An 18434-nucleotide genomic window follows, 5' to 3' on the forward strand; every position below is an offset into this window, starting at 1 on the left:
GTCCTGACCAGAGTATCCGGCCCGAAGACAACTCACAATATATCCTCCGATATAGACCTAAATAGCTATAGATACACGGAGACTACATTGGCTGACCAGCGAAGTCTGGGGCACCACATACAAATGCGCAAAGTCTCTCCTTGGCCCAAGACTTTCCGCGCAGCATGATGGCTTCTCGATTTCGACCTGCGAAAGGCCCTGTGAAATCCGTCCATCGATGAGCGACTTGCCGGCGTCCGTGACCACAGTCAAAGTCCGCGAACCGCAAAACAAAAAAGGCCCCGCGACTGGAACGACACGGGGCCCAAGTCCTGGGAGAAAGAAGCTTTGCGGCTAGGCCGCGTTGATCGCCTTCACCGTCTCTTCGATGCGATGGCAGGCGGCGCGCGATCCATCGGCAAAGCTGCGCATCTCCGGCCTCTCGCTCTTGCAGCGGGCATCCGCGAAGGGGCAGCGGGGATGGAAGGTGCAGCCGGACGGTGGGTTGAGCGGGCTCGGCACCTCGCTCGCCGCAATGCTGCGTCCCCGCTTCGGATGGGTGATATCCGGGATCGTCTCCAAGAGCAGCTGCGTATAGGGATGCCGCGGATTGGCAAAAAGCGTCTCGGTGTCCGCCTCCTCGACGATCCGCCCAAGATACATCACCGCGATCCGGTCCGACATGTGGCGAACCACGCTCATGTCGTGGCTGATGAAGAGATAGGTCAGCCCCATCTCGTCCTGCAGCTTGCGCATGAGGTTGAGGATTTGCGCCTGCACCGACACGTCGAGCGCCGAGGTCGGTTCGTCGCAGACGAGAAACTCCGGCTCGCCGGCAAGCGCGCGGGCGATCGAGATGCGCTGGCGCTGGCCACCCGAAAACTCATGCGGGAACTTGGCGCCGTCGGAAGGCGCGAGGCCGACGATCTTCAGCAGTTCGCCGACGCGTTCCATGATTTCGGCTTCCGAATTGCGCAGCTTCAGCTCGCGCAGCGGCTCGGCGATGATGTTGCGCACCCGCCAGCGCGGATTGAGGCTGGCATAGGGATCCTGGAAGATCATCTGCGCTGAAAGCGGCTCGCCGCTTTTGCCCGGCGCAAACCGCACCTCGCCTTCACTCGCACGATAAAGGCCGGTGACGAGCCGCGCCACCGTCGACTTGCCGCAGCCGGATTCGCCGACAAGGCTCAGACAGCCGCCCATCGGCACGCTGAAGCTGATATCGTCCACGGCGCGGACGAACTGCCGCGGCTTGCGCTCGATCACGCGGTTAAGCCAGGGGGCGGAAACATCGAAATTGCAGGTCAGGTCGTTGACCGTCAGGGCATCACTCATAGCACTCCTCCTGCATTGAGCCAGCATGCGGCGACGCCGGTCCCGACCTGCGCCGGTTCGGGCCTATCCTTGCGGCAGCGCGGTCCCGCATCCGGGCAGCGCGGGTTGAAGGCGCATCCGGCCGGGATCGCATTCAGCCGTGGCATGGAGCCGTCGATCTGGTTCAGCCGCTCGACACGGCGGCCAAGCGCCGGGATCGAGCCCATGAGGCCACGCGTATAGGGGTGACGCGCATTTTTCAGAACCTCGGCGACCGGACCGATCTCGACGAGACGACCGGCATACATGACCGCGACGCGATCGGCCGTCTCGGCAATGACGCCCATGTCGTGGGTAACGAGCATGACGGCGGTGCCATGATCGTCGCAGAGCCGGCGCAGCAGCGAAGTGATCTGTGCCTGGATCGAGACGTCGAGCGCCGTCGTCGGTTCGTCGGCAATGATCAGCTTCGGCTCTGCGGCGAGCGCCAAGGCGATCACGACACGCTGGCGCATGCCGCCGGAGAACTGATGCGGATAGTGGTCGTAGCGCGCTTCGGGCGCCGGGATGCCGACTTCCTTCAAGAGCTGGATGGCGCGCGCCTTGGCGTCGGCCTTGGAAAGCTTCAGGTGAAGGCGGATGGTTTCAACAAGCTGCGCCCCGACGGTGAAGAGCGGGTTCAGTGAGGTCAACGGGTCCTGGAAGATCGCGCCAATCTGCCGGCCGCGTACCTGCTGCATCTGCTTGTCGTCGAGCTGGTCGATGCGGCGGCCGCCGACCCAGACCTCGCCGCCGGAAATGCGGCCAGGCGGCTCGAGCAGTCCCTGCACCGCAAGGCCGGTCATCGACTTGCCGGCGCCGGATTCGCCGACGACGCCGAGGATTTCGCCGGGGCGAATACTGAGCGAAACGTCGGAAAGCGCCTGCACCGTTCCGTGACGACCGGGGAACTCGACACAGAGGCCGCGCACATCCAGCACGGCCGATGATAGATGTTCTGTCATCGCTGCACCTCCAATGGGTAGCTTGGCGGGAAGATCTCGCTGACCGGTGGGTGGCCGAAGCTTCGTTCCGGATACTTCGCGATCAGGCCATCGAACTGGACCTGCGCTTTTGCGCGTGCCTCGTTCATATCGAAGCCGGCAACTTCACCGTCCCGCATCGACAGGCGGCCGTCGACGAAGACCGCCTTGGTGACGCGTCCCGATCCGCCGACGACGAGTGTCGTGATCGGATCGATAGCCGGCGCCATGTGGTGGTCCATGAGGTCGAAGACGGCGATATCGGCGCGGGCGCCCGCCTCCAGGCGACCGAGGTCGGATCGGCCGAGCGCCTTGGCACCGCCGAGGGTGGCGGCATCGAAGAGATCGGCGCAGCTGACCGCCGCCGGATCGCCCTCGACCACACGGGCCGCAATCAAGCCGACCAGCAGGTTCATCAGCATGTCCGGCGGCGTGGTGTCGGTGCCCATGGCAATGTTGACGCCCCGCGCCTTAACCGAACGGAACGAGTTGAGCGTGCTGCCGCCGCGGGCCGAAACCAGCGGGCAGTGCACGATGCTCACGCCATTTTCGGCATAGAGCCGCAGATCGTTATCGGTCGCCTGCGTCGCATGCGGCGCGATCAGGCGGTCCGAGAGAAAACCGAAGCTCGCCAGCCATTCCGGCGCCGTCTTGCCGTGCAGGCGGCGTACGGTTTCGACCTCCATCGTACCCTGTGCGGCGTGAAGCCGGATCGGGCAGTTGAGCTCGCGCGCCGCGTCGGCGGTGCGCACCAGCAATTTCTCGGTGCAGGTCTCCACCCGGTCCGGCGCCAAAAGCCCCTTCACCAGGCCACCGTGGCGGCCTTCATGCTCGCGGATGAAGCCGATGGCATCGTCGAGGCCCTTGAGGCCCCTCGCCTCGTCGAAGATCGCTTCGAGCTGTCCCGGCGCGGTGACCATCATGCCGCCGGCGCGGTAGGCCGGGCTCAGATAGACGCGCAGGCCGAGGTCGCCCGCCGCATCCGATGCGGCTGCGAATTCCGCGACGGTCTCGCCCCATTCGCGATAGAAGAGCGAGGCGATGGGGGCTGCCGTTGTGATGCCGTTCAAGAGAAGCTGCGCGAAGGCGAAGCGTTTCTGGAACGCCAGTTCCTCCTGCGTGTACATCTCGTAGGGTCCACGCTCGATGTAGGTGCGTGGCCAGACGCGACCCTTGGCCCAACCTGGCTGGTGGTCGATCGCAAGGATCGTCGTGTCGAGATCGGAGAGCGCGTCGAGATCGATCAGGCCCGGGCTGATCATCGCCGCGCCGAGTTCGATGCGGCGTGCCACCTCACCCTCGAAACGTGGGCCGACATAGATGAGCGTGCCGCCCTCGATGACGACCTCGCCATTCGGGACAAGCCGGTGCGAACCGTCGCGGTGCCCGAGCACCCATTGCGCCGTCAGAAGCGTGCGTCCTTCGGCCCGCTGGCCGAGCGTCAAATCCTTGATGCTGCTCATGGGATGGCTACCTCCGCAACGCCATTGCGGGCGACGACACGGCCGCGCTTGACGACCAGCGGCCGCGGCGCGACGTCGACGACGGCATGTGCCAGCGTCTCGCCAGTGAGCAGGGTGAAATCGGCATCACAGCCAACCTCGAGGCCATACCCCTTGATATCCATGACGTCGGCGCCGCCCTTGGAGCAGACGTAAAGCGCATGCTCGAGATCGACGTCGCGGCGCAGGCCATTTTTCATGCCGAGGATGCGGGCACGATCCATCATGTCGGGCTGACCCCAAGGACCCCAGGTGTCGCGGATGCCGTCGCAGCCGGCAGCGACCTTCACGCCGGCATCCTTCAGGCGCAGGATCGACGGCACGGTCGAGGACGGCGAACCGGTAGTGACGATGCGGATATCGAGTTCGGCGATCTGTTCGATCAGGCCGCCAACGCGCAGATAGTCGGGAGCGCCGAGCGCAAAGGCGTGGCTGATCGCGACCTTGCCCTGCATGCCAAGCGCGCGGATGCGCTCGAACATCATTTCCATGCTGAAGGCGCCAAGTTCGCCCTGCTCGTGCAGGTGAATGTCGATCGGCTTGGAGTGCTTGTCAGCAAGGCCGAAGATCGCGTCGAGATGGCCCTTCGGATCCCGGTCGATGCCACAGGGGTCAATGCCACCAAGCACTTCCGCGCCATTGCTCAGAGCCTTGTCGAGCAGCTCGACCGTGCCCGGACGGGTGACGAGGCCGGACTGCGGGAAGGCGACGATCTCGATATCGATGACGTCCTTGAGCGCCTTTCGGGTCTCGATGATGCCTTCCATCAGCCTCAGGCCATGGGTGGTGTCGATGTCGACATGGCTGCGGATATGGCTTGCGCCGTTGGCGGCCAGCATGATCGCCTGGCGCATGGACTGTCGGTGCGGATCGATGCCGATCTCAAGCCGCTTCTCGCGTTCGAAATCGATGCGCTCGCGCAGTGTCGCGGTCTTGGCGTTCACATGCCAGGGCATGCCCCAGACGGACTTGTCGAGATGGGTATGGGCTTCGACGAGGCCGGAGATCACGATATGGCCGCTGCCGTCTTCGACTGCCACGCCTTCGGCGGCGAGGCCCTTGCCGAAGACGGCGATCTTGCCGTCGCGCACGAGAATGTCGGTCGCTTCGCCGGCGTTGGGCCTGACGTTACGGATCAGGAGATTGGACATCATTCACCTCAATTTCGGATTGAGCGCATCGCGCAGCCAGTCACCAAGCAGGTTGACCGAGACCACGAGAAGGCAAAGCTGGACGACGGGGAAGAGCACGACCCACCATACGCCCGAGAACAGGAACTGGTTGCCGAGACGGATCAGCGTTCCAAGGCTCGGCTGGCTCGGCGGCATGCCGATGCCGAGGAAGGAGAGCGTTGCTTCCGTCAGGATCGCCATGCCGAAGTTCAGGGTCGCGGCAACCATGATCGGCGTCAGCGTGTTCGGTAGGATATGCTTCAGCATGATGCGCCGTGCCGGCGTCTTCAGCAGGCGCGCCGCCTGCACATATTCCTTGCCGCGCTCGACAATCGTCTGGGCGCGCACGGTACGGGCATACTGCACCCAGGCGCTGAGCGTGATCGCCAGCACCAGAACGGCGGCCGAGCCGACGTCCCGAAGTTCCGGCGGCAGCATCTGGCGTGCGACGGCACTGACGAGGATGGCGATCAGGATGGTCGGGATCGACAGAAGCACATCACCGATGCGCATCAGGAAGTTGTCGATGAAGCGGCCGAAATAGCCGGCAACGAGCCCGAGGCTAAGGCCCACGGCGAGCGAAAGCACGACCGAGGCGACGCCGATCAGGATCGAGATGCGCGAGCCGTAGAGGATGGCCGAGAGCATGTCGCGGCCCTGCGTGTCCGTGCCGAGCACGTAGGGCCATTGGCCATCGGCTTCCCAGATCGGCGGAAGCTCGGAATTCCAGAGCTCGAGCTGGGCCGGATCGAAGGGATTCTGCGGCGCAATCAGCGGCGCGGCAAAGGCGGTCACGATCAGGAAGGTGAGGATGACCGCGCCGATGATCGCCGAAGGCTTGTGGGTGAAGGACCACCAGAGATCGCTCTGGCGGAAGCGCGCAAGCCGCGAAGGCTTGCGTGCCGGTGTGGTCTGCTGGACGTGATCTGTCATGGCAACGACCTCAGCGGGTTGCATCGCGCAACCGCGGATCGATGACCGCATAGGCGATATCGACGAGCGTGTTGAGCGTGACGAAAATGAAGGAGACGATGCAGAGATAACCCGCCATGACAGGCATATCGAGGAAGGTCACCGCCTGGATGAAGAGCATGCCCATGCCCGGCCACTGGAATACGGTTTCGGTGATCAGCGCGAAGGCAATCAGCGAACCGAAATTCATCGCCGTCATGGTGACGACAGGCATCAGACAGTTTCTGAGCGCATGCCGGAAATAGATTCGCCACCGTGGCACGCCGCGAGCGCGTGCGAACTTGACGAAGTCTGAGCGCAGCACTTCCATCATCTCGGCGCGGACGAGACGCATGACCAGCGTGATCTGGTAGAGCGCGAGCGCCAGAGACGGCAGAAGCAGCGAGGCGCGGCCGGAAGCGGTCAACAGGCCCGTGCTCCACCAGCCGAGCTGCACGACATCGCCGCGACCGAAAGCGGGCACGAGGCCGAGCGTGACGGCAAAGACGAGGATCAGCAGGATGCCGACGACGAAGCTCGGGAGCGAAACGCCGATGATGCTGATGAATTGCAGCCCCTCGGAATACCATCGCCCGCGATGGATGGCGGTGATGACGCCAAGCGGAATACCGATCAGGAGCGACAGGACGGTTGCGACCAGCGCCAGCTCCATTGTCGCCGGGAAGCGCTCGGCAATCAGCTTCATCACGTCCTGGCCGTTGCGGTAGCTGATGCCGAAATCGCCCTGGGCGGCGTTGCCGACGAAGCGGCCGAACTGGGTCAGGAAGGAATCGTTGAGCCCGAGCTTTTCGCGCAGTTCGATACGATCGGCCTGCGACATCTGCTCGTTGGCCATCAACTCAACCGGATCGCCGGCAAAGCGGAAGATCAGGAAGGCGAGCAGCGCGACGGCGAGCATGACCAGCACGGCGTTGGCCAGCCGCTTGATGAGAAAGACAATCATAGGGTTTCTCGCTGAATGAGAAGGCCCGGCAGAGAGAACTCTGCCGGGACAAGGAAACTCAATCGCCGATACGGGTCAGCCAGTGACGCGGCTTGTTGTCGGCCCGGATGGTCACGTCCGTGACATTCTTCGACATCGCCCAGGCCATCGGCTGCTGGTGCAGCGGGATCATAATGACCTCGTCCTTGGCAAACTTCAGCGCTTCGGTTTCGATCGCCAGACGCTTGTCGTGATCCATTTCGAGCGCGGCCTTCTTCACCATCGCGTCAAGTTCCGGATAGGACCAGCCACCGTAGTTGGCGACGCCGGCTGCACCTTCACGCGTCGAGAGAACCTGAACCAGGATCGAATAGGCATCGAGCGTCGGCTCGTTGGCCCAGCCGATCATATAGGCGTCGGACTTGCCGCCGGCGCGCTTCGGTGCCTGGACGGCGCGCGGGCCGATGTCGAGGGTCGGCTTGAGACCGACGCGCGACAGCATCGAGACGAGCGCACTGCAGACGTCTTCCTCGTTGACGCTCTCGTCGTTCATGCAGACGAGCGTGAACTCCTTGCCGACGGCGCCGGCCTCTTCAAGGAGCTTCTTGGAGAGTTCCGGATCATAAGCGGTCGGCACGTCGAGCTCGGCGCTGTAGCCGGGGATCTCAGGGGCGACCATGGTGCCGGCGACATGCGACTTGCCGCGCATGACGCGCTTGAAGATCAGCTGACGGTCGATGGCGTGGTCGATCGCCTGGCGCACCTTGATGTTGTTGAAGAAGTTCTCGCGACCGTCGGCGAAGGTCTCGTGACGGTTGAAGACCATGTGCACCGTGCGCAGGTCCGTGCGCTCGATGACGTTGATGTCCGGGGAACTTTTCAGGCGCTCAAGATCCTGTACGGGAGCGCCATCGGTGAGGTCGATTTCGCCCGAAAGCAGGGCTGCGACGCGGGTCGCTGCCGAGGTGATCGGCATGAATTCGATGCGGTCGAGATTGTGCTTCGGCGCATCCCACCAGTCGTCGTTCTTGATGAGAACCGTCTTGCTGTCGGGAACGCGCGACTCGACCTTGAACGGACCAGTGCCGTTGGTGTTGTAGGTGGCAAAGCCCTCGACCTTGGCGCCGACGTCGGTCGGGAGTTCCGACTTGTTGTCCACCAGCCAATCCTTGTCGAACATGAAGATGTTGGTCATGTCGTTGAGGAACAGCGGGTTCGGCGAGTTCACTTCGATGTCGACCGTGTAGTCGTCGACCTTGGTGGTCGAGACATAGGCCGGAATGTTGCCGCGCAGCGGCGAGGTCGGATGGCTGACGCGGGCCATGGAGGCAACAACGTCATCGGCGGTGAAATCGGCTCCATTCTGGAACTTCACGCCCTTGCGCAGGTGGAAGCGCCAGACCTTCTCGGAAACCATCTCCCAGCTGGTGGCGAGCGCCGGCTCGACCTTGAACTCGGGCGTATAGCGCGTCAGGCCCTCATAGACGTGATTGAGGAAGGCCAGGTTCGAGGTGCTGCCATAGGAATAGGGGTCGAGCGAGAAGATGTCCCGCGGGCTACCCCAGCGCAGCGTCTCGGCGGATGCGGAGGATGCGAGAAAGGCAAATGCCAACCCCGCGAGGAGATGCTTTCTCAGTTTCATGTCGTTCCCTTTGTTTTCTCATAAGTCGCCATAATCAGGCGCCCTCGCCCACTCGTGAGCAAGCCACCCTAGATTTGAAGCTGTCGGCGACAATGTCAACTATTTTGTCGACAATTTTGTATGCATAAATGTTTAAAGTCGCATACGGCCGGGAAAGCGCCGGCTCGCGACAGAAAAAAGCGAGTGGAGAATCGAGCGGTAAGCGACAACCGTGAGACGAATCGAAACCGAAGAAGTGCTGCAGCCAAATCGCTGACGCAGTATCTCTCGAGACCACGTGCAAACAGGATTCGTCAAAAAACACCGATGTTTAGAAAATTGGAGCGCGCAGACAGCTGAGGAGCCTGTCCACCAGCGGTCTTGTGAGACCCTGTGTGGCGGTGCGCGCCGCGGTGGCAGCGATTGCCATCTCAGAGCCGCGCCAGGATCGGCCGCATATTTTGTGCCTTCCCGGCCCCCCGCTTCGCCCGATCGTCACCCTTCGATCCTCTCGCCGGCGGACGTCTGCGCGGCATGGACGGTCGCAGATCATCTCCGGCCATGAACAAACGCCCGGCACTTGCGCCCGCTTCATTCGGATCAACGGTGAGAAAAATCCGTGGGCAAGCCGCGGTCCATGGCTAGGCTCACCGCAACAGCTCTCATAGATTGGCCGCTCGAAAATGTGAGGAGGAATGCGCGTGAAAGTCTATCTCGCTGGCCCGGAAGTGTTTCTGCCCAATTCGGTCGAGATCCAGAAGGAAAAGGCGGCGCTGGCGCGCGCGGCCGGATTCACGCCGCTCGTGCCAGGCGACCTCGAAATTCCTCCGGCTCCGACCAAGCACCAGCGCGGCCTTGCGATCTACGCCGTGGACGAAGGCATGATGCTCGCCGCCGACATGATCATCGCCAACCTGACGCCCTTTCGCGGCATCAGCGCCGATGTCGGCACGGTGTTCGAGCTCGGCTTCATGTGCGGCCGCGGCAAGCACGTCTATGCCTATACCAACACTTCCCGTAGCTACTACGAGCGTATCCTGCACGACCACTACCGTGGCAACGCCGCCTTGCGTCCCGACGGGCGCATCGCAGGTCCAGACGGGCTCAGCATCGAAGACTTCGACATGGCGGACAACCTGATGCTGGATGGAGGCATTCTTCGACGGGAAGGCAAGCTCGTTCAGCGCGAAGTGCCGGAAGCCGATCGCCTGACCGACCTCGAAGCCTTCAAGGAATGCCTGGCGATCGCAGCGAAACGGCATCGGGCATGACAACAGGCTGAGAACGCCGTCTCGCGACGGCGATCAGTCGCTGGCACAGGGCCACCCCCCCGGCGTGCTCATGCCAGCGGGAAGCTTGGTCGAGCTGTCGCCGCAAGTCATGTCGACCTGCTCCTGCTCAAGCCCGGTCGCCTCGGACAGGTCCACGCCCTCGATGCGCGTCAGAAACATGAACGCCCCTTGGAAATCGATCGGGCCGGAGAAACTCGTATTGGTCAGATCGGCGCGCGAAAGATTGGCGTGCGAGAACCGGGTTCCGGTGAGTTCCGCCTTGTCGAAGTTCGCGCGACCGAGCTCCGCCTTCTCGAAGCTCGTGCCCGTCAATCGGGCACCACTGAAATTGGCGCGCTGCAACTCGGAATTGACGAACGACGCCTTCTCGGCCGAGATGCCGGCGAAATTGCAGCGATAGGCTTCGATTTTGGAGAAGTTCGCACCGTTCGCCGCGGCCCCCGCGACGGACGACCGAACCAGAGTTGCCTTTTCCAGATTGGCTTCAGTCAGATTCGCGCCGCGCAGGTCCGTCAAGGTGAAGTCGGTGTTGACGAGATTGGCGCCCTGAAGATCGCTGCCGCCGAGCATCAGGGCTTTCTTGTTGCAGTCGGTCCAATCAGCTCCCGGGGCTGCCGAATCCTTGCAACTGGCGGCTTGGGCCAACGACGGCGCTGCGAGCGCGACAAGGCATGCGGCCGCCGCCGGAACGACCAGTCCCTTCAACGCGTCAACCGTCATCCTCGATGCCATCGCGCGCAACGAAAGGGGTTGGCGTGACGTGCCGCACTCCTGGTCGAGATTGATTTTGAGGATGTTCATGGCGCCGCTCCAGGACCCGAGGGTCGAATCGATTGCATATCACGTGCTCCGCGTGGCTTTCCGGCGACTGGCATCGCCGGAAAGCCACGGGTCTTCGTTAAACGTATGACGTTGCTGGCCTTTATGCAAATAACAGAAATGAAAACGATCCGTTTCAAATCGATGCGGCGAGCAGCCAGTCGCGCAGCGCCGCACTCGGTTCCTGCTCGCCGATCGCCGACGGCGACAGCAGATGATAGCGCGAACCATCTTCGACAAAACCGAGTGGCGCGCTCAGGATGCCATTATCGATATCGTCACGAACGAGTTGCCATGGCCCGATCGCCACTCCGATCCCGGCGATCGCCGCCTGAAGGCTGATGTAGAAATGTTCGAAGCTTTGGCCGCGCTGCTCCGGTGCTGGGCAATTGGCCGTCTTCGCCCAGGTTTCCCATGCATTCGGCCGCGTTTTCGTATGCAAGGGCACCGCGTCGTTGCGCAATCGGAGCGAACCGCCGACCTCGGCTTCATCGAAGAACGCAAGGACTTTGTCCACGCGGCAGACCGGACCTATTCGCTCCGGAAACAACGGCACGGCACAGGTGCCATCCGGCCGGGGGAAATCATCACGACGGATCGCCAGATCGATGCCCCGCCCCAGGGACACCGGCCCGCCTCCGGCAACGAGGTGAACCGCCACGTCCGGGCGCCGCGCCTGAAAATCCGGAAGGCGCGGTATCAGCCAGCGCATCAGCAGGGTCGGCTCGCAGGAAACCACCAGAGCAGGCGTTTGCGACACCTCTCTGATCTCCCGGACGGCATTCTCCATCAGGCCAAAGCCTTCGCGCACGGCCGCCGCCAGCTTTCGCCCGGCTTCCGTCAGGAAGACGCGGCGGCTACGGCGCTCGAACAGCGCCACACCCAGATCGTCTTCGATAAGCCGGACCGCACGGCTGATGGCACCATGTGTCAGATGGAGCGCGTCTGCGGCGCGGCTGAAGCTCTCCAGCCTGGCCGCCGCCTCGAAACAGCGGAGTGCCGCAAGTGGCGGAAGTCGCGCCGCCCTGATCTGTGAGTAGAACTCACCGAAATCGTCAGAACTCATCGTTAGTCGTTTCTCATGGATTGGCCTATTCAGCCAGAATGAGAGAGAGAAACGGGAAAGACAATGACCGAACTGTTAGCTGTAATGACCATTACGATCCTCGCCGTGGTCAGTCCGGGGCCGGATTTTGCGATGGTGACGCGCAACAGCATGCTCCTATCGCGGCGGGCCGGCGTCTTGACAGCACTTGGCATCGCCGCCGGCGTCTGGGTCCATGTCACCTATACTTTGCTGGGCGTGGGTTTGTTGATCCGCCAGTCTCTGCTTCTTTTCACCATGCTGAAGCTCGTCGGTGCCGCCTATCTGATCTGGCTTGGCATCAGAATGCTGCGCGCGAAGCCAGCCCAAGCGGCCGCCTTGACGGAGCGTCCCGCGCTTTCCGACCTCGGCGCGCTGCGCATGGGCTTTCTGACCAACGCGCTCAATCCAAAGACGACGATCTTTGTCGTCAGTCTGTTCATGCAAGTCGTTCAGCCGACCACGGCCCTGCCCGCCCAGATGGCGTACGGCGCCTTCATCTCCGCCGCACATCTGATCTGGTTCGCGATTGTTGCCCTGTTCTTTTCATCGGCCACCGTCAGACTTCGCCTTCTCGCGCTTCGCCACTGGATCGATCGGGCATTCGGCGCCCTGCTCGTCGGCTTCGGCGCCTTGCTGGCAACGGCAAGCGTGACGCGTTAGGCGACGCTTGGTCGCAGATCGACGCTTTCATTCTCTGCTGTAGACACTTGCTCGAATTCCAGAAACCATGCAATATCCATACAATTCGGAAAGAGGTATTGCGATGGCGGACGAACGCTTTGAGATTACGTGGCAACCGGCAATCCGCAAATCGGATGGGCCTCTCTATCTCGCCATAGCAGATGCCATTGCCGCCGATATCAGCGAGGGGCGCCTTTCGGAAGGCATGCGGCTTCCGCCGCAACGCGTCCTTGCCGAGACGCTCGGCATCGATTTTACCACCGTCAGCCGCGCCTATAACGAGGCGAGACATCGCGGCCTGGTCGAGGGCCGGGTGGGCCAGGGCACTTATGTGAAGACGCGGCGCCTGCGAACCAGCCGCCCGCCGACCGGCGGCCTCGTCGACATGAGCATGAACCTGCCACCGTTGTTCGACGATCCGATCCTGGCCGCACGCCTTTGGGCCGACATGGCGGCACTACAGGCCGATCACGGGCTTGAGCTCCTGATGCGATATCAGCCTCCCGGCGGAGCCCCGCACAACCGCGCGGCAGGCGCCGCCTGGCTGAAACCCAGGCTGGGCGACATTCCGCCGGAGCGCGTGCTGGTTTGCGCCGGCGCCCAGGGGGCTCTGCTTGCGGCGATTGGCAACCTGGCGAAAGCCGGAGAGATGATTTGCGCCGAGACAATCACCTACCCCGGCCTCCGCGCGCTCGCCGCGCATCTCGGCATCAGGCTTCAAGGCCTCGCCATGGACCGAGAAGGCCTCTTGCCCGCAGCTTTTGAAGACCTCTGCTCGAAAGAAACGCCAAAGGCGCTCTATTGCAATCCGACGCTTCACAACCCTACGACAGCGACACTCTCGCTCGAACGGCGCCAGGCGATCGTCGCCATTGCGAGGCGGCACGGCGTGGCGATCATCGAAGACGATGCCTATGGCGCCCTTCCCGCGGCCGCGCCGCGTCCACTGGCGGCACTGGCACCTGATCTCGTCTACTATGTCGGCGGCCTCGCAAAATGCCTGTCGCCCGCCTTGCGCATCGCCTATCTCGTCGTACCGGACAGCCGCAGCTCGGTCCGCATCGAAGGCGCAATCCGGGCAACGGTCGGCATGGCGTCCCCTCTTGCGGCCGCCATCGCCGCGCGCTGGATCGAGGACGGAACAGCCGACGCCGTGCTAGCCGCGATACGCGGCGAGACGGCGGCAAGGCAGCGCATCGTCGCGGAACTTCTTCCAGCCGGCGTCGCGCAAACGAATCCGCACGCCTTTCATGCCTGGCTGCGCCTGCCGAGCCCCTGGACGCGCGGCGAATTGAGCGCGCGATTGCAGGCGGCTGGCATCAGCGTCGTCGCAAGCGACGCCTTTGCGCTCGGCGCGCCACCTGAAGCCGTGCGCCTCGGCCTCGGGGCGGCCGCGAACCACGCGGAGTTGCGACGCAGCCTTCTGGTCATCACAGACCTCATCGGCCTGTCTCCGGCCGCCTCCAGCCTCGTGGTATAGGGGCCACCGGGCGAAATTGTCGCATGTATGTATGCATACAATAATTTGACAATGTATGCTTTTCGGCGCCTAATCCTGATGAGCCTGAGGCGGCCGCAAGATTAGGCTGGCCGCATATCCAGGCAATCTCGGCGCTGAACCCAAGCGCCAACCAGAACGCCTGAAAGGAACGAACATGTCTTCCGATAGTGATTGGCCGCCAATCCCGCCCATGCAGACCGGCTTGCGCGGTCGCTGCCCGCGCTGCGGCCAAGGCCACCTCTTCAATGGCTTCCTGAAAATGCGCAAGGAATGCGAAGTCTGCGGCCTGGACTACTCCTTCGCGGATCCCGCTGACGGCCCCGCCTTCTTCGTCATCTGCTTCGCCTGCGTACCGAGCGTTTTTCTTGGGGTCTGGCTGGAAGTCCAATACAGCGCGCCACTGTGGGTCCACCTGCTGGTCACCGGGCCCTTCATGCTGCTGACCTGCATCCCGCCTCTTCGACCTCTGAAGGGCTGGCTCGTCTCAAGTCAGTTTTTCTACAAGGCGGAGGAAGGCAAAGTCGTAAGGCGCAACATCGAGCCGCCCGTAGCGACGACGCAGTAGCTCTTCAGGAGCCGCCTTCGCACACCGGCGGCACTTAAAAGCCGCAAGAATACCCCTAAAAAATAATTGCGCCGCCAACTGTTGATAGTTGACGGCGCTTTCACCGGAAGCCTCTCTTCTCAAAGGCTGGCTCTACGTAAAATAACAAAATTCAGACGTCAATGTGCGACCTGTGAAGTTTTTATGAGAGCATTTCGTCATATAATGAGTTCGGTTTTAATATAATTCGGAGTCATTACTATCATTTTTAAGATAAACTTATTTTAGAAATATATGATAGTTGCTTGTATGCAACAGTTTATAGTAATAGCCTTTAACAAACTCCCAAACCGCGTTTGTTGCAAAACTGTCTTGTTTTTTGTGATAGCGGTGTCGCCGCTGCCCGCTGCGAGTCATCGCAGTGGTTCATTTTCGTAGCAGCGCGAGCGAGGTAACCGATAAATCTCTGGGGGACACCAGGGCCGGGCCTTGTTGACCTTGATAACCATTAGAGAGATCGATCGAATGACTATCAAAAGCCTTCTTCTCGGCTCCGCTGCTGCTCTCGCAGCAGTTTCCGGCGCCCAGGCAGCCGACGCAATCGTCGCAGCCGAGCCGGAGCCCATGGAATACGTTCGCGTTTGCGACGCTTTCGGCACTGGCTACTTCTACATCCCGGGCACCGAAACCTGCCTCAAGATCGGCGGCTTCATCCGCTTCCAGACCTCCTTCGGTCCGGACGAAGTCAACAAGCGCCAGGGTTGGGGCAAGAACGGCACGTCTGACTGGGATTCGTTCTCGCGCGCTTACATCTCGTTCGACGCCAAGAGCGACACCGAGTTCGGCACGCTCACCGGCTTCTTCGCCGCTGAATTCAACGCCGACAACGACACCGACGGTGGCGACAGCCTGATCGACGTCGATGAAGCCTACATCCAGCTCGGTGGCCTCAAGGCCGGCTTCTTCTACAGCTGGTGGGATAAGGGTCTGAACGGCGAATCCGACTCGATCGGCAACGTCACCGAGTTCAACTCGATCGCCTACCTCTACGACGGCGGTTCGTTCCAGGCCGGTATCGCAATCGACGAGCTCGAAGGCCAGACGACGAAGAGCAACGGCGTTGGCGTTGAAGCCATCGTTTCGGCGACCCTCGGCGGCGTTTCCTTCGACCTGCTCGGCGGCTACGACACCGAAGCTGAAGAAGGCGCGATCCGCGCTCTGCTTTCGGCTGACCTCGGCCCGGGCACGTTCCAGGTTGCTGGTATCTGGGCTTCCGACCCGAACGCCTACTGGAATGCTTCGGAGTGGACCGTTGCCGCTTCGTACGCCTTCAAGGCAACCGACAAGCTGAAGATCACCCCCGGCGCTCAGTACTGGGGCGACTACAAGTTCAACAGCGACCTCGACCGTTGGCGCGCTGGCGTGACGCTCGACTACGCGATCACCGAAGGTCTCGCGACCCGCGTATCGGTTCAGTACAACAAGGAAGACCTGACGGCTACGACAGACCGCGACTACGTCTCGGGCTTCGTCCGTCTGCAGCGTAACTTCTAATCCGATTAAACTCGGATGAAGGAAGCCCGCAACTTCGCAAGAAGTTGCGGGCTTTCCTTATTGAGACAAAGTAAAATCGCTGACCGATACACGGGTTGGATTTCAATTGGCCGGTGTCGGCTCTCCAAGCGACAGCATCAGCCGGTTCGCCCAGTTGAAGAAGGCGGCGCCGTGGATGACGTCGGCAATCTCCAGTTCATCAAGGCCCGCGGCCGAAAGGCGGGAGACGTGCTCCTCGCCGAAGATGGGCGGGGTCGCGGTCAAAGCGACCGATGCTGCGACGATCGCATTCCAGCGTTCGCCAAGATCAGCTTCGACGCCCTCGTCGAGAAGCTTCTGAACGTCCCCGCCGCGCTTGGAGTGATGCGAAGCGAAGCGCGAATGAACCGAAGCGCAGAAAATACAGCCGTTGTATCTGGAAGCCGCCGTAGCAGCCAGCTCGCGCTCGGCGCGCGGCAGACCTAAACGGGTATTGTAAAAGATGTCCTTGTCGGTTTTCGTGCGCGCTTCAAGCACCTCCGGATCGCGCACGAGCAGGCGAAAATAGGGCGATTTTGCCCGCGCGGCTTCGACCAGGCCTTTGATGTGGCGCTCCGTCAGGTCTTCTTCCGCCAGAGGCTGGAGCCACGGGGTCCAGCCGATCTCAGCCTGCGTGAAGGTAACAGGCGGGTTATCGACGGTTGGGGTGATGGCATGTTCGGTCATTCGTAAATCCTCTTGAATCTTCACGCGGCAGCGCGCTTGGCAGCAGTCGACAGCACTGCAAGGCCGGCGATCACCCGGATCTGAAACGCCACGAAGGAAACCAGCTGCGACAGGGTCACGACGCCAGTGGTCGTCCACCCGGCATCCAGCAACACCTGTAGTGCCTGCGGACTGGCATCACGCAGGTGGAAGACGAGCAGGTGTGCATGCTCCAGCGCGGCGGACAACTTAGGACCGAGCGCCTCTCGGCTTGCCGGCGAGACCTGATAGAGCGGCCCGGCTTCGTTCTCGCCCCTTAAGGGCCCATCAGGATAGTGACCATAAGGCCCCTTCGCCCGCCCTGCCCCGATCTCTGCCTTGATGACTTCGATCAACCAGCGATCGGTGCCGCGTTCCTCAAACGGGCTGATGTAGAATTCGAAGATGTCGGGCTGGCGATGCAGGCCAGCGACGAAACTTGCGACCGCATGCCGTTCTGCCGCGGACACATCGCCGAAGTCCGTCGGCTGAAAGAGCGCGAGAAAACTTTTCTGCGCCTGTTCGCGGGCTTCTGGCCGCTGGGCGCGAATGCGGTCGAGCGCCGATCCGGCGGTGATGCCGGCCAATAGATCGATGATATCCGGTGACGCGATGGTCATGACTTCGTCTCCTTTGCAAAATGGACCGGCGGACCGGCGCGCTTCAACCGACGGCGCCGAAGCGTCGGGCGTGGAATCTTTCCTGCGGCGACCAGCCGAGCGCCGGCGCGACCTTGGTCGCGATCAGTTCGATCGAACGCAGGACCAATGGGTGCGGCGGGTCGACGGAATGAACCTGGAACACCAGGTCGGTGACACGCGCCAGCGTCTCGTCAGCGCTGAGGCTGGCGATGACATCGTCGACGGAACCGACATGCACGTCGAGCGCGGTAATCAGATCGCCAAGCGAATTGCCGGAAACCTTGTGGCCGCTAGCGATCAACCGCTCCGCGCTCCGTCTCAAGCCGATCTCGGCAAAGCGCAATGCTTCGGCACGGCTGTCGGCAACAAACAGGCTGCGAGAGCCGAGGATGCGCGGTGCGCGGCCGGAGGGAAGCGCGTGCAGATACGCGTCGATGATCGGATTTTGCAGCTCAGCCAGCGAGGCACGCGGATTGTCCTCTGACCGCGGTTGGGTGCGCGACAACATCAGACCGTCACCGGCGCGACCCGCACGCTCGCCACCCGCGACCGAAAAGGTTGCCTGCCAGACGCGGTCGAGCAATTGCGGTGCGGCCGGGTAAAGTCGATCGCCGCCGGCCAGACCACGGCCCGCCCAGGCGTCGAGCAGCGTTTGCAGATGCCGGCCGAAGATCGCGCCGCGCTCGGCGCTCTCCAGGCCAAAGGCCGTGAACGAGGACGGCGTTCCCCCCGTACCCAAGCCCACTTCCAGCCGCCCGCCGGAAAGCAGATCGAAAACGGCGGCGTCCTCTGCCACTCGGATCGGGTTTTCGAGCGGCAAGGTGATGACGCCGGTACCAAGGCGTATGCGCGTAGTCTCGGCCGCAACATGGGCGAGGAACACCAGCGGCGCCGGAAGACCGCCTTCGTCCGCGTGGAAATGGTGCTGCGCCACCCAGGCCGTGTCGAAGCCGAAGCGCTCGGCCGTGACGATCTGCTCCTTTGCGTAGTAGTAGCGGGTACCGGCCGGAACGTCGTCGAGCAGCCGAGTGAAAAAGCCAAGGCGCTTGCGTGGTGTGGTCTCAATCATGGTCGGTCCTGTCTGTCGT

At 62.3% G+C, this 18434-nt stretch carries 17 protein-coding genes; 5 read left to right on the forward strand and 12 right to left on the reverse strand.

Going from position 1 to position 18434, the window contains the following annotated elements:
• Positions 1-333: 333 nt before the first annotated feature.
• The 7 genes from XB14_RS24190 to XB14_RS24220 are packed head-to-tail and all read right to left on the reverse strand — an operon-like array spanning position 334 to position 8525.
• Positions 334-1314, reverse strand: coding sequence for an ABC transporter ATP-binding protein (locus XB14_RS24190; RefSeq protein ID WP_234804136.1), 981 nt, complete (start codon positions 1312-1314; stop codon positions 334-336).
• Positions 1311-2297: an ABC transporter ATP-binding protein gene (locus tag XB14_RS24195; protein ID WP_077965074.1), complete on the reverse strand. Its 987-nt coding sequence runs from the start codon at positions 2295-2297 to the stop codon at positions 1311-1313. The genes XB14_RS24190 and XB14_RS24195 overlap by 4 nt, the downstream gene beginning before the upstream one ends.
• Positions 2294-3778, reverse strand: a complete 1485-nt coding sequence (locus tag XB14_RS24200; RefSeq protein ID WP_077965075.1) for an amidohydrolase family protein — start codon at positions 3776-3778, stop codon at positions 2294-2296. The genes XB14_RS24195 and XB14_RS24200 overlap by 4 nt, the downstream gene beginning before the upstream one ends.
• Positions 3775-4968, reverse strand: coding sequence for an amidohydrolase family protein (locus XB14_RS24205; RefSeq protein WP_077965429.1), 1194 nt, complete (start codon positions 4966-4968; stop codon positions 3775-3777). The genes XB14_RS24200 and XB14_RS24205 overlap by 4 nt, the downstream gene beginning before the upstream one ends.
• A 3-nt stretch (positions 4969-4971) precedes the next feature.
• A complete protein-coding gene (locus XB14_RS24210) occupies positions 4972-5922 on the reverse strand; it encodes an ABC transporter permease (RefSeq protein WP_077965076.1) in 951 nt (316 codons plus the stop codon).
• 10 nt (positions 5923-5932) lie between these two features.
• Positions 5933-6904 carry an ABC transporter permease gene (locus tag XB14_RS24215; protein ID WP_077965077.1) on the reverse strand — a complete coding sequence of 324 codons (972 nt, stop codon included), beginning with the start codon at positions 6902-6904 and terminating at the stop codon, positions 5933-5935.
• Positions 6905-6962: 58 nt separating this feature from the next.
• Positions 6963-8525, reverse strand: coding sequence for an ABC transporter substrate-binding protein (locus tag XB14_RS24220; RefSeq protein ID WP_077965078.1), 1563 nt, complete (start codon positions 8523-8525; stop codon positions 6963-6965).
• Between the two features lie 674 nt (positions 8526-9199).
• Between XB14_RS24220 and XB14_RS24225 the strand changes: the two genes are divergently transcribed.
• A complete protein-coding gene (locus tag XB14_RS24225) occupies positions 9200-9775 on the forward strand; it encodes a nucleoside 2-deoxyribosyltransferase (RefSeq protein WP_077965080.1) in 576 nt (191 codons plus the stop codon).
• 33 nt (positions 9776-9808) lie between these two features.
• Here the strand turns inward: XB14_RS24225 and XB14_RS24230 are convergent, their stop codons facing one another.
• Positions 9809-10516 (reverse strand): pentapeptide repeat-containing protein, encoded by a 708-nt coding sequence (locus XB14_RS24230; protein WP_077965430.1) that lies wholly within the window; start codon positions 10514-10516, stop codon positions 9809-9811.
• A 235-nt stretch (positions 10517-10751) separates the two neighbouring features.
• A complete protein-coding gene (locus XB14_RS24235) occupies positions 10752-11681 on the reverse strand; it encodes a LysR substrate-binding domain-containing protein (RefSeq protein WP_077965082.1) in 930 nt (309 codons plus the stop codon).
• 63 nt (positions 11682-11744) lie between these two features.
• Here XB14_RS24235 and XB14_RS24240 point away from each other — a divergent pair, with 63 nt between their 5' ends.
• From XB14_RS24240 to XB14_RS24255, 4 genes are all read left to right on the forward strand, one after another.
• Complete coding sequence (locus XB14_RS24240; RefSeq protein WP_077965084.1) at positions 11745-12362, forward strand: LysE family transporter; 618 nt, start codon at positions 11745-11747, stop codon at positions 12360-12362.
• A 103-nt stretch (positions 12363-12465) separates the two neighbouring features.
• Entirely contained in the window at positions 12466-13863 is a 1398-nt protein-coding gene (locus tag XB14_RS24245; protein WP_077965086.1) for a PLP-dependent aminotransferase family protein, read from the forward strand.
• A gap of 175 nt (positions 13864-14038) precedes the next feature.
• A complete protein-coding gene (locus tag XB14_RS24250; RefSeq protein ID WP_077965088.1) occupies positions 14039-14449 on the forward strand; it encodes a DUF983 domain-containing protein in 411 nt (136 codons plus the stop codon).
• A gap of 504 nt (positions 14450-14953) precedes the next feature.
• Positions 14954-15982 (forward strand): porin, encoded by a 1029-nt coding sequence (locus XB14_RS24255; protein ID WP_077965090.1) that lies wholly within the window; start codon positions 14954-14956, stop codon positions 15980-15982.
• 102 nt (positions 15983-16084) lie between these two features.
• On the opposite strand, the gene XB14_RS24260 is transcribed toward XB14_RS24255, so the two are convergent.
• Genes XB14_RS24260 through XB14_RS24270 form a run of 3 tightly spaced genes read right to left on the reverse strand, consistent with a single transcriptional unit; the run spans position 16085 to position 18415 of the window.
• Positions 16085-16687, reverse strand: a complete 603-nt coding sequence (locus XB14_RS24260; RefSeq protein WP_077965099.1) for an alkylhydroperoxidase domain protein — start codon at positions 16685-16687, stop codon at positions 16085-16087.
• 20 nt (positions 16688-16707) lie between these two features.
• On the reverse strand, positions 16708-17325 hold the full coding sequence (locus tag XB14_RS24265) for a CMD domain protein (protein WP_077965101.1): 618 nt from the start codon (positions 17323-17325) through the stop codon (positions 16708-16710).
• A 43-nt stretch (positions 17326-17368) separates the two neighbouring features.
• Positions 17369-18415 (reverse strand): putative FMN-dependent luciferase-like monooxygenase, encoded by a 1047-nt coding sequence (locus XB14_RS24270; RefSeq protein WP_077965103.1) that lies wholly within the window; start codon positions 18413-18415, stop codon positions 17369-17371.
• Between the last annotated feature and the right edge of the window lie 19 nt (positions 18416-18434).

The organism is Ensifer adhaerens (genome assembly GCF_002007205.1).
GTDB lineage: Bacteria > Pseudomonadota > Alphaproteobacteria > Rhizobiales > Rhizobiaceae > Ensifer > Ensifer adhaerens_D.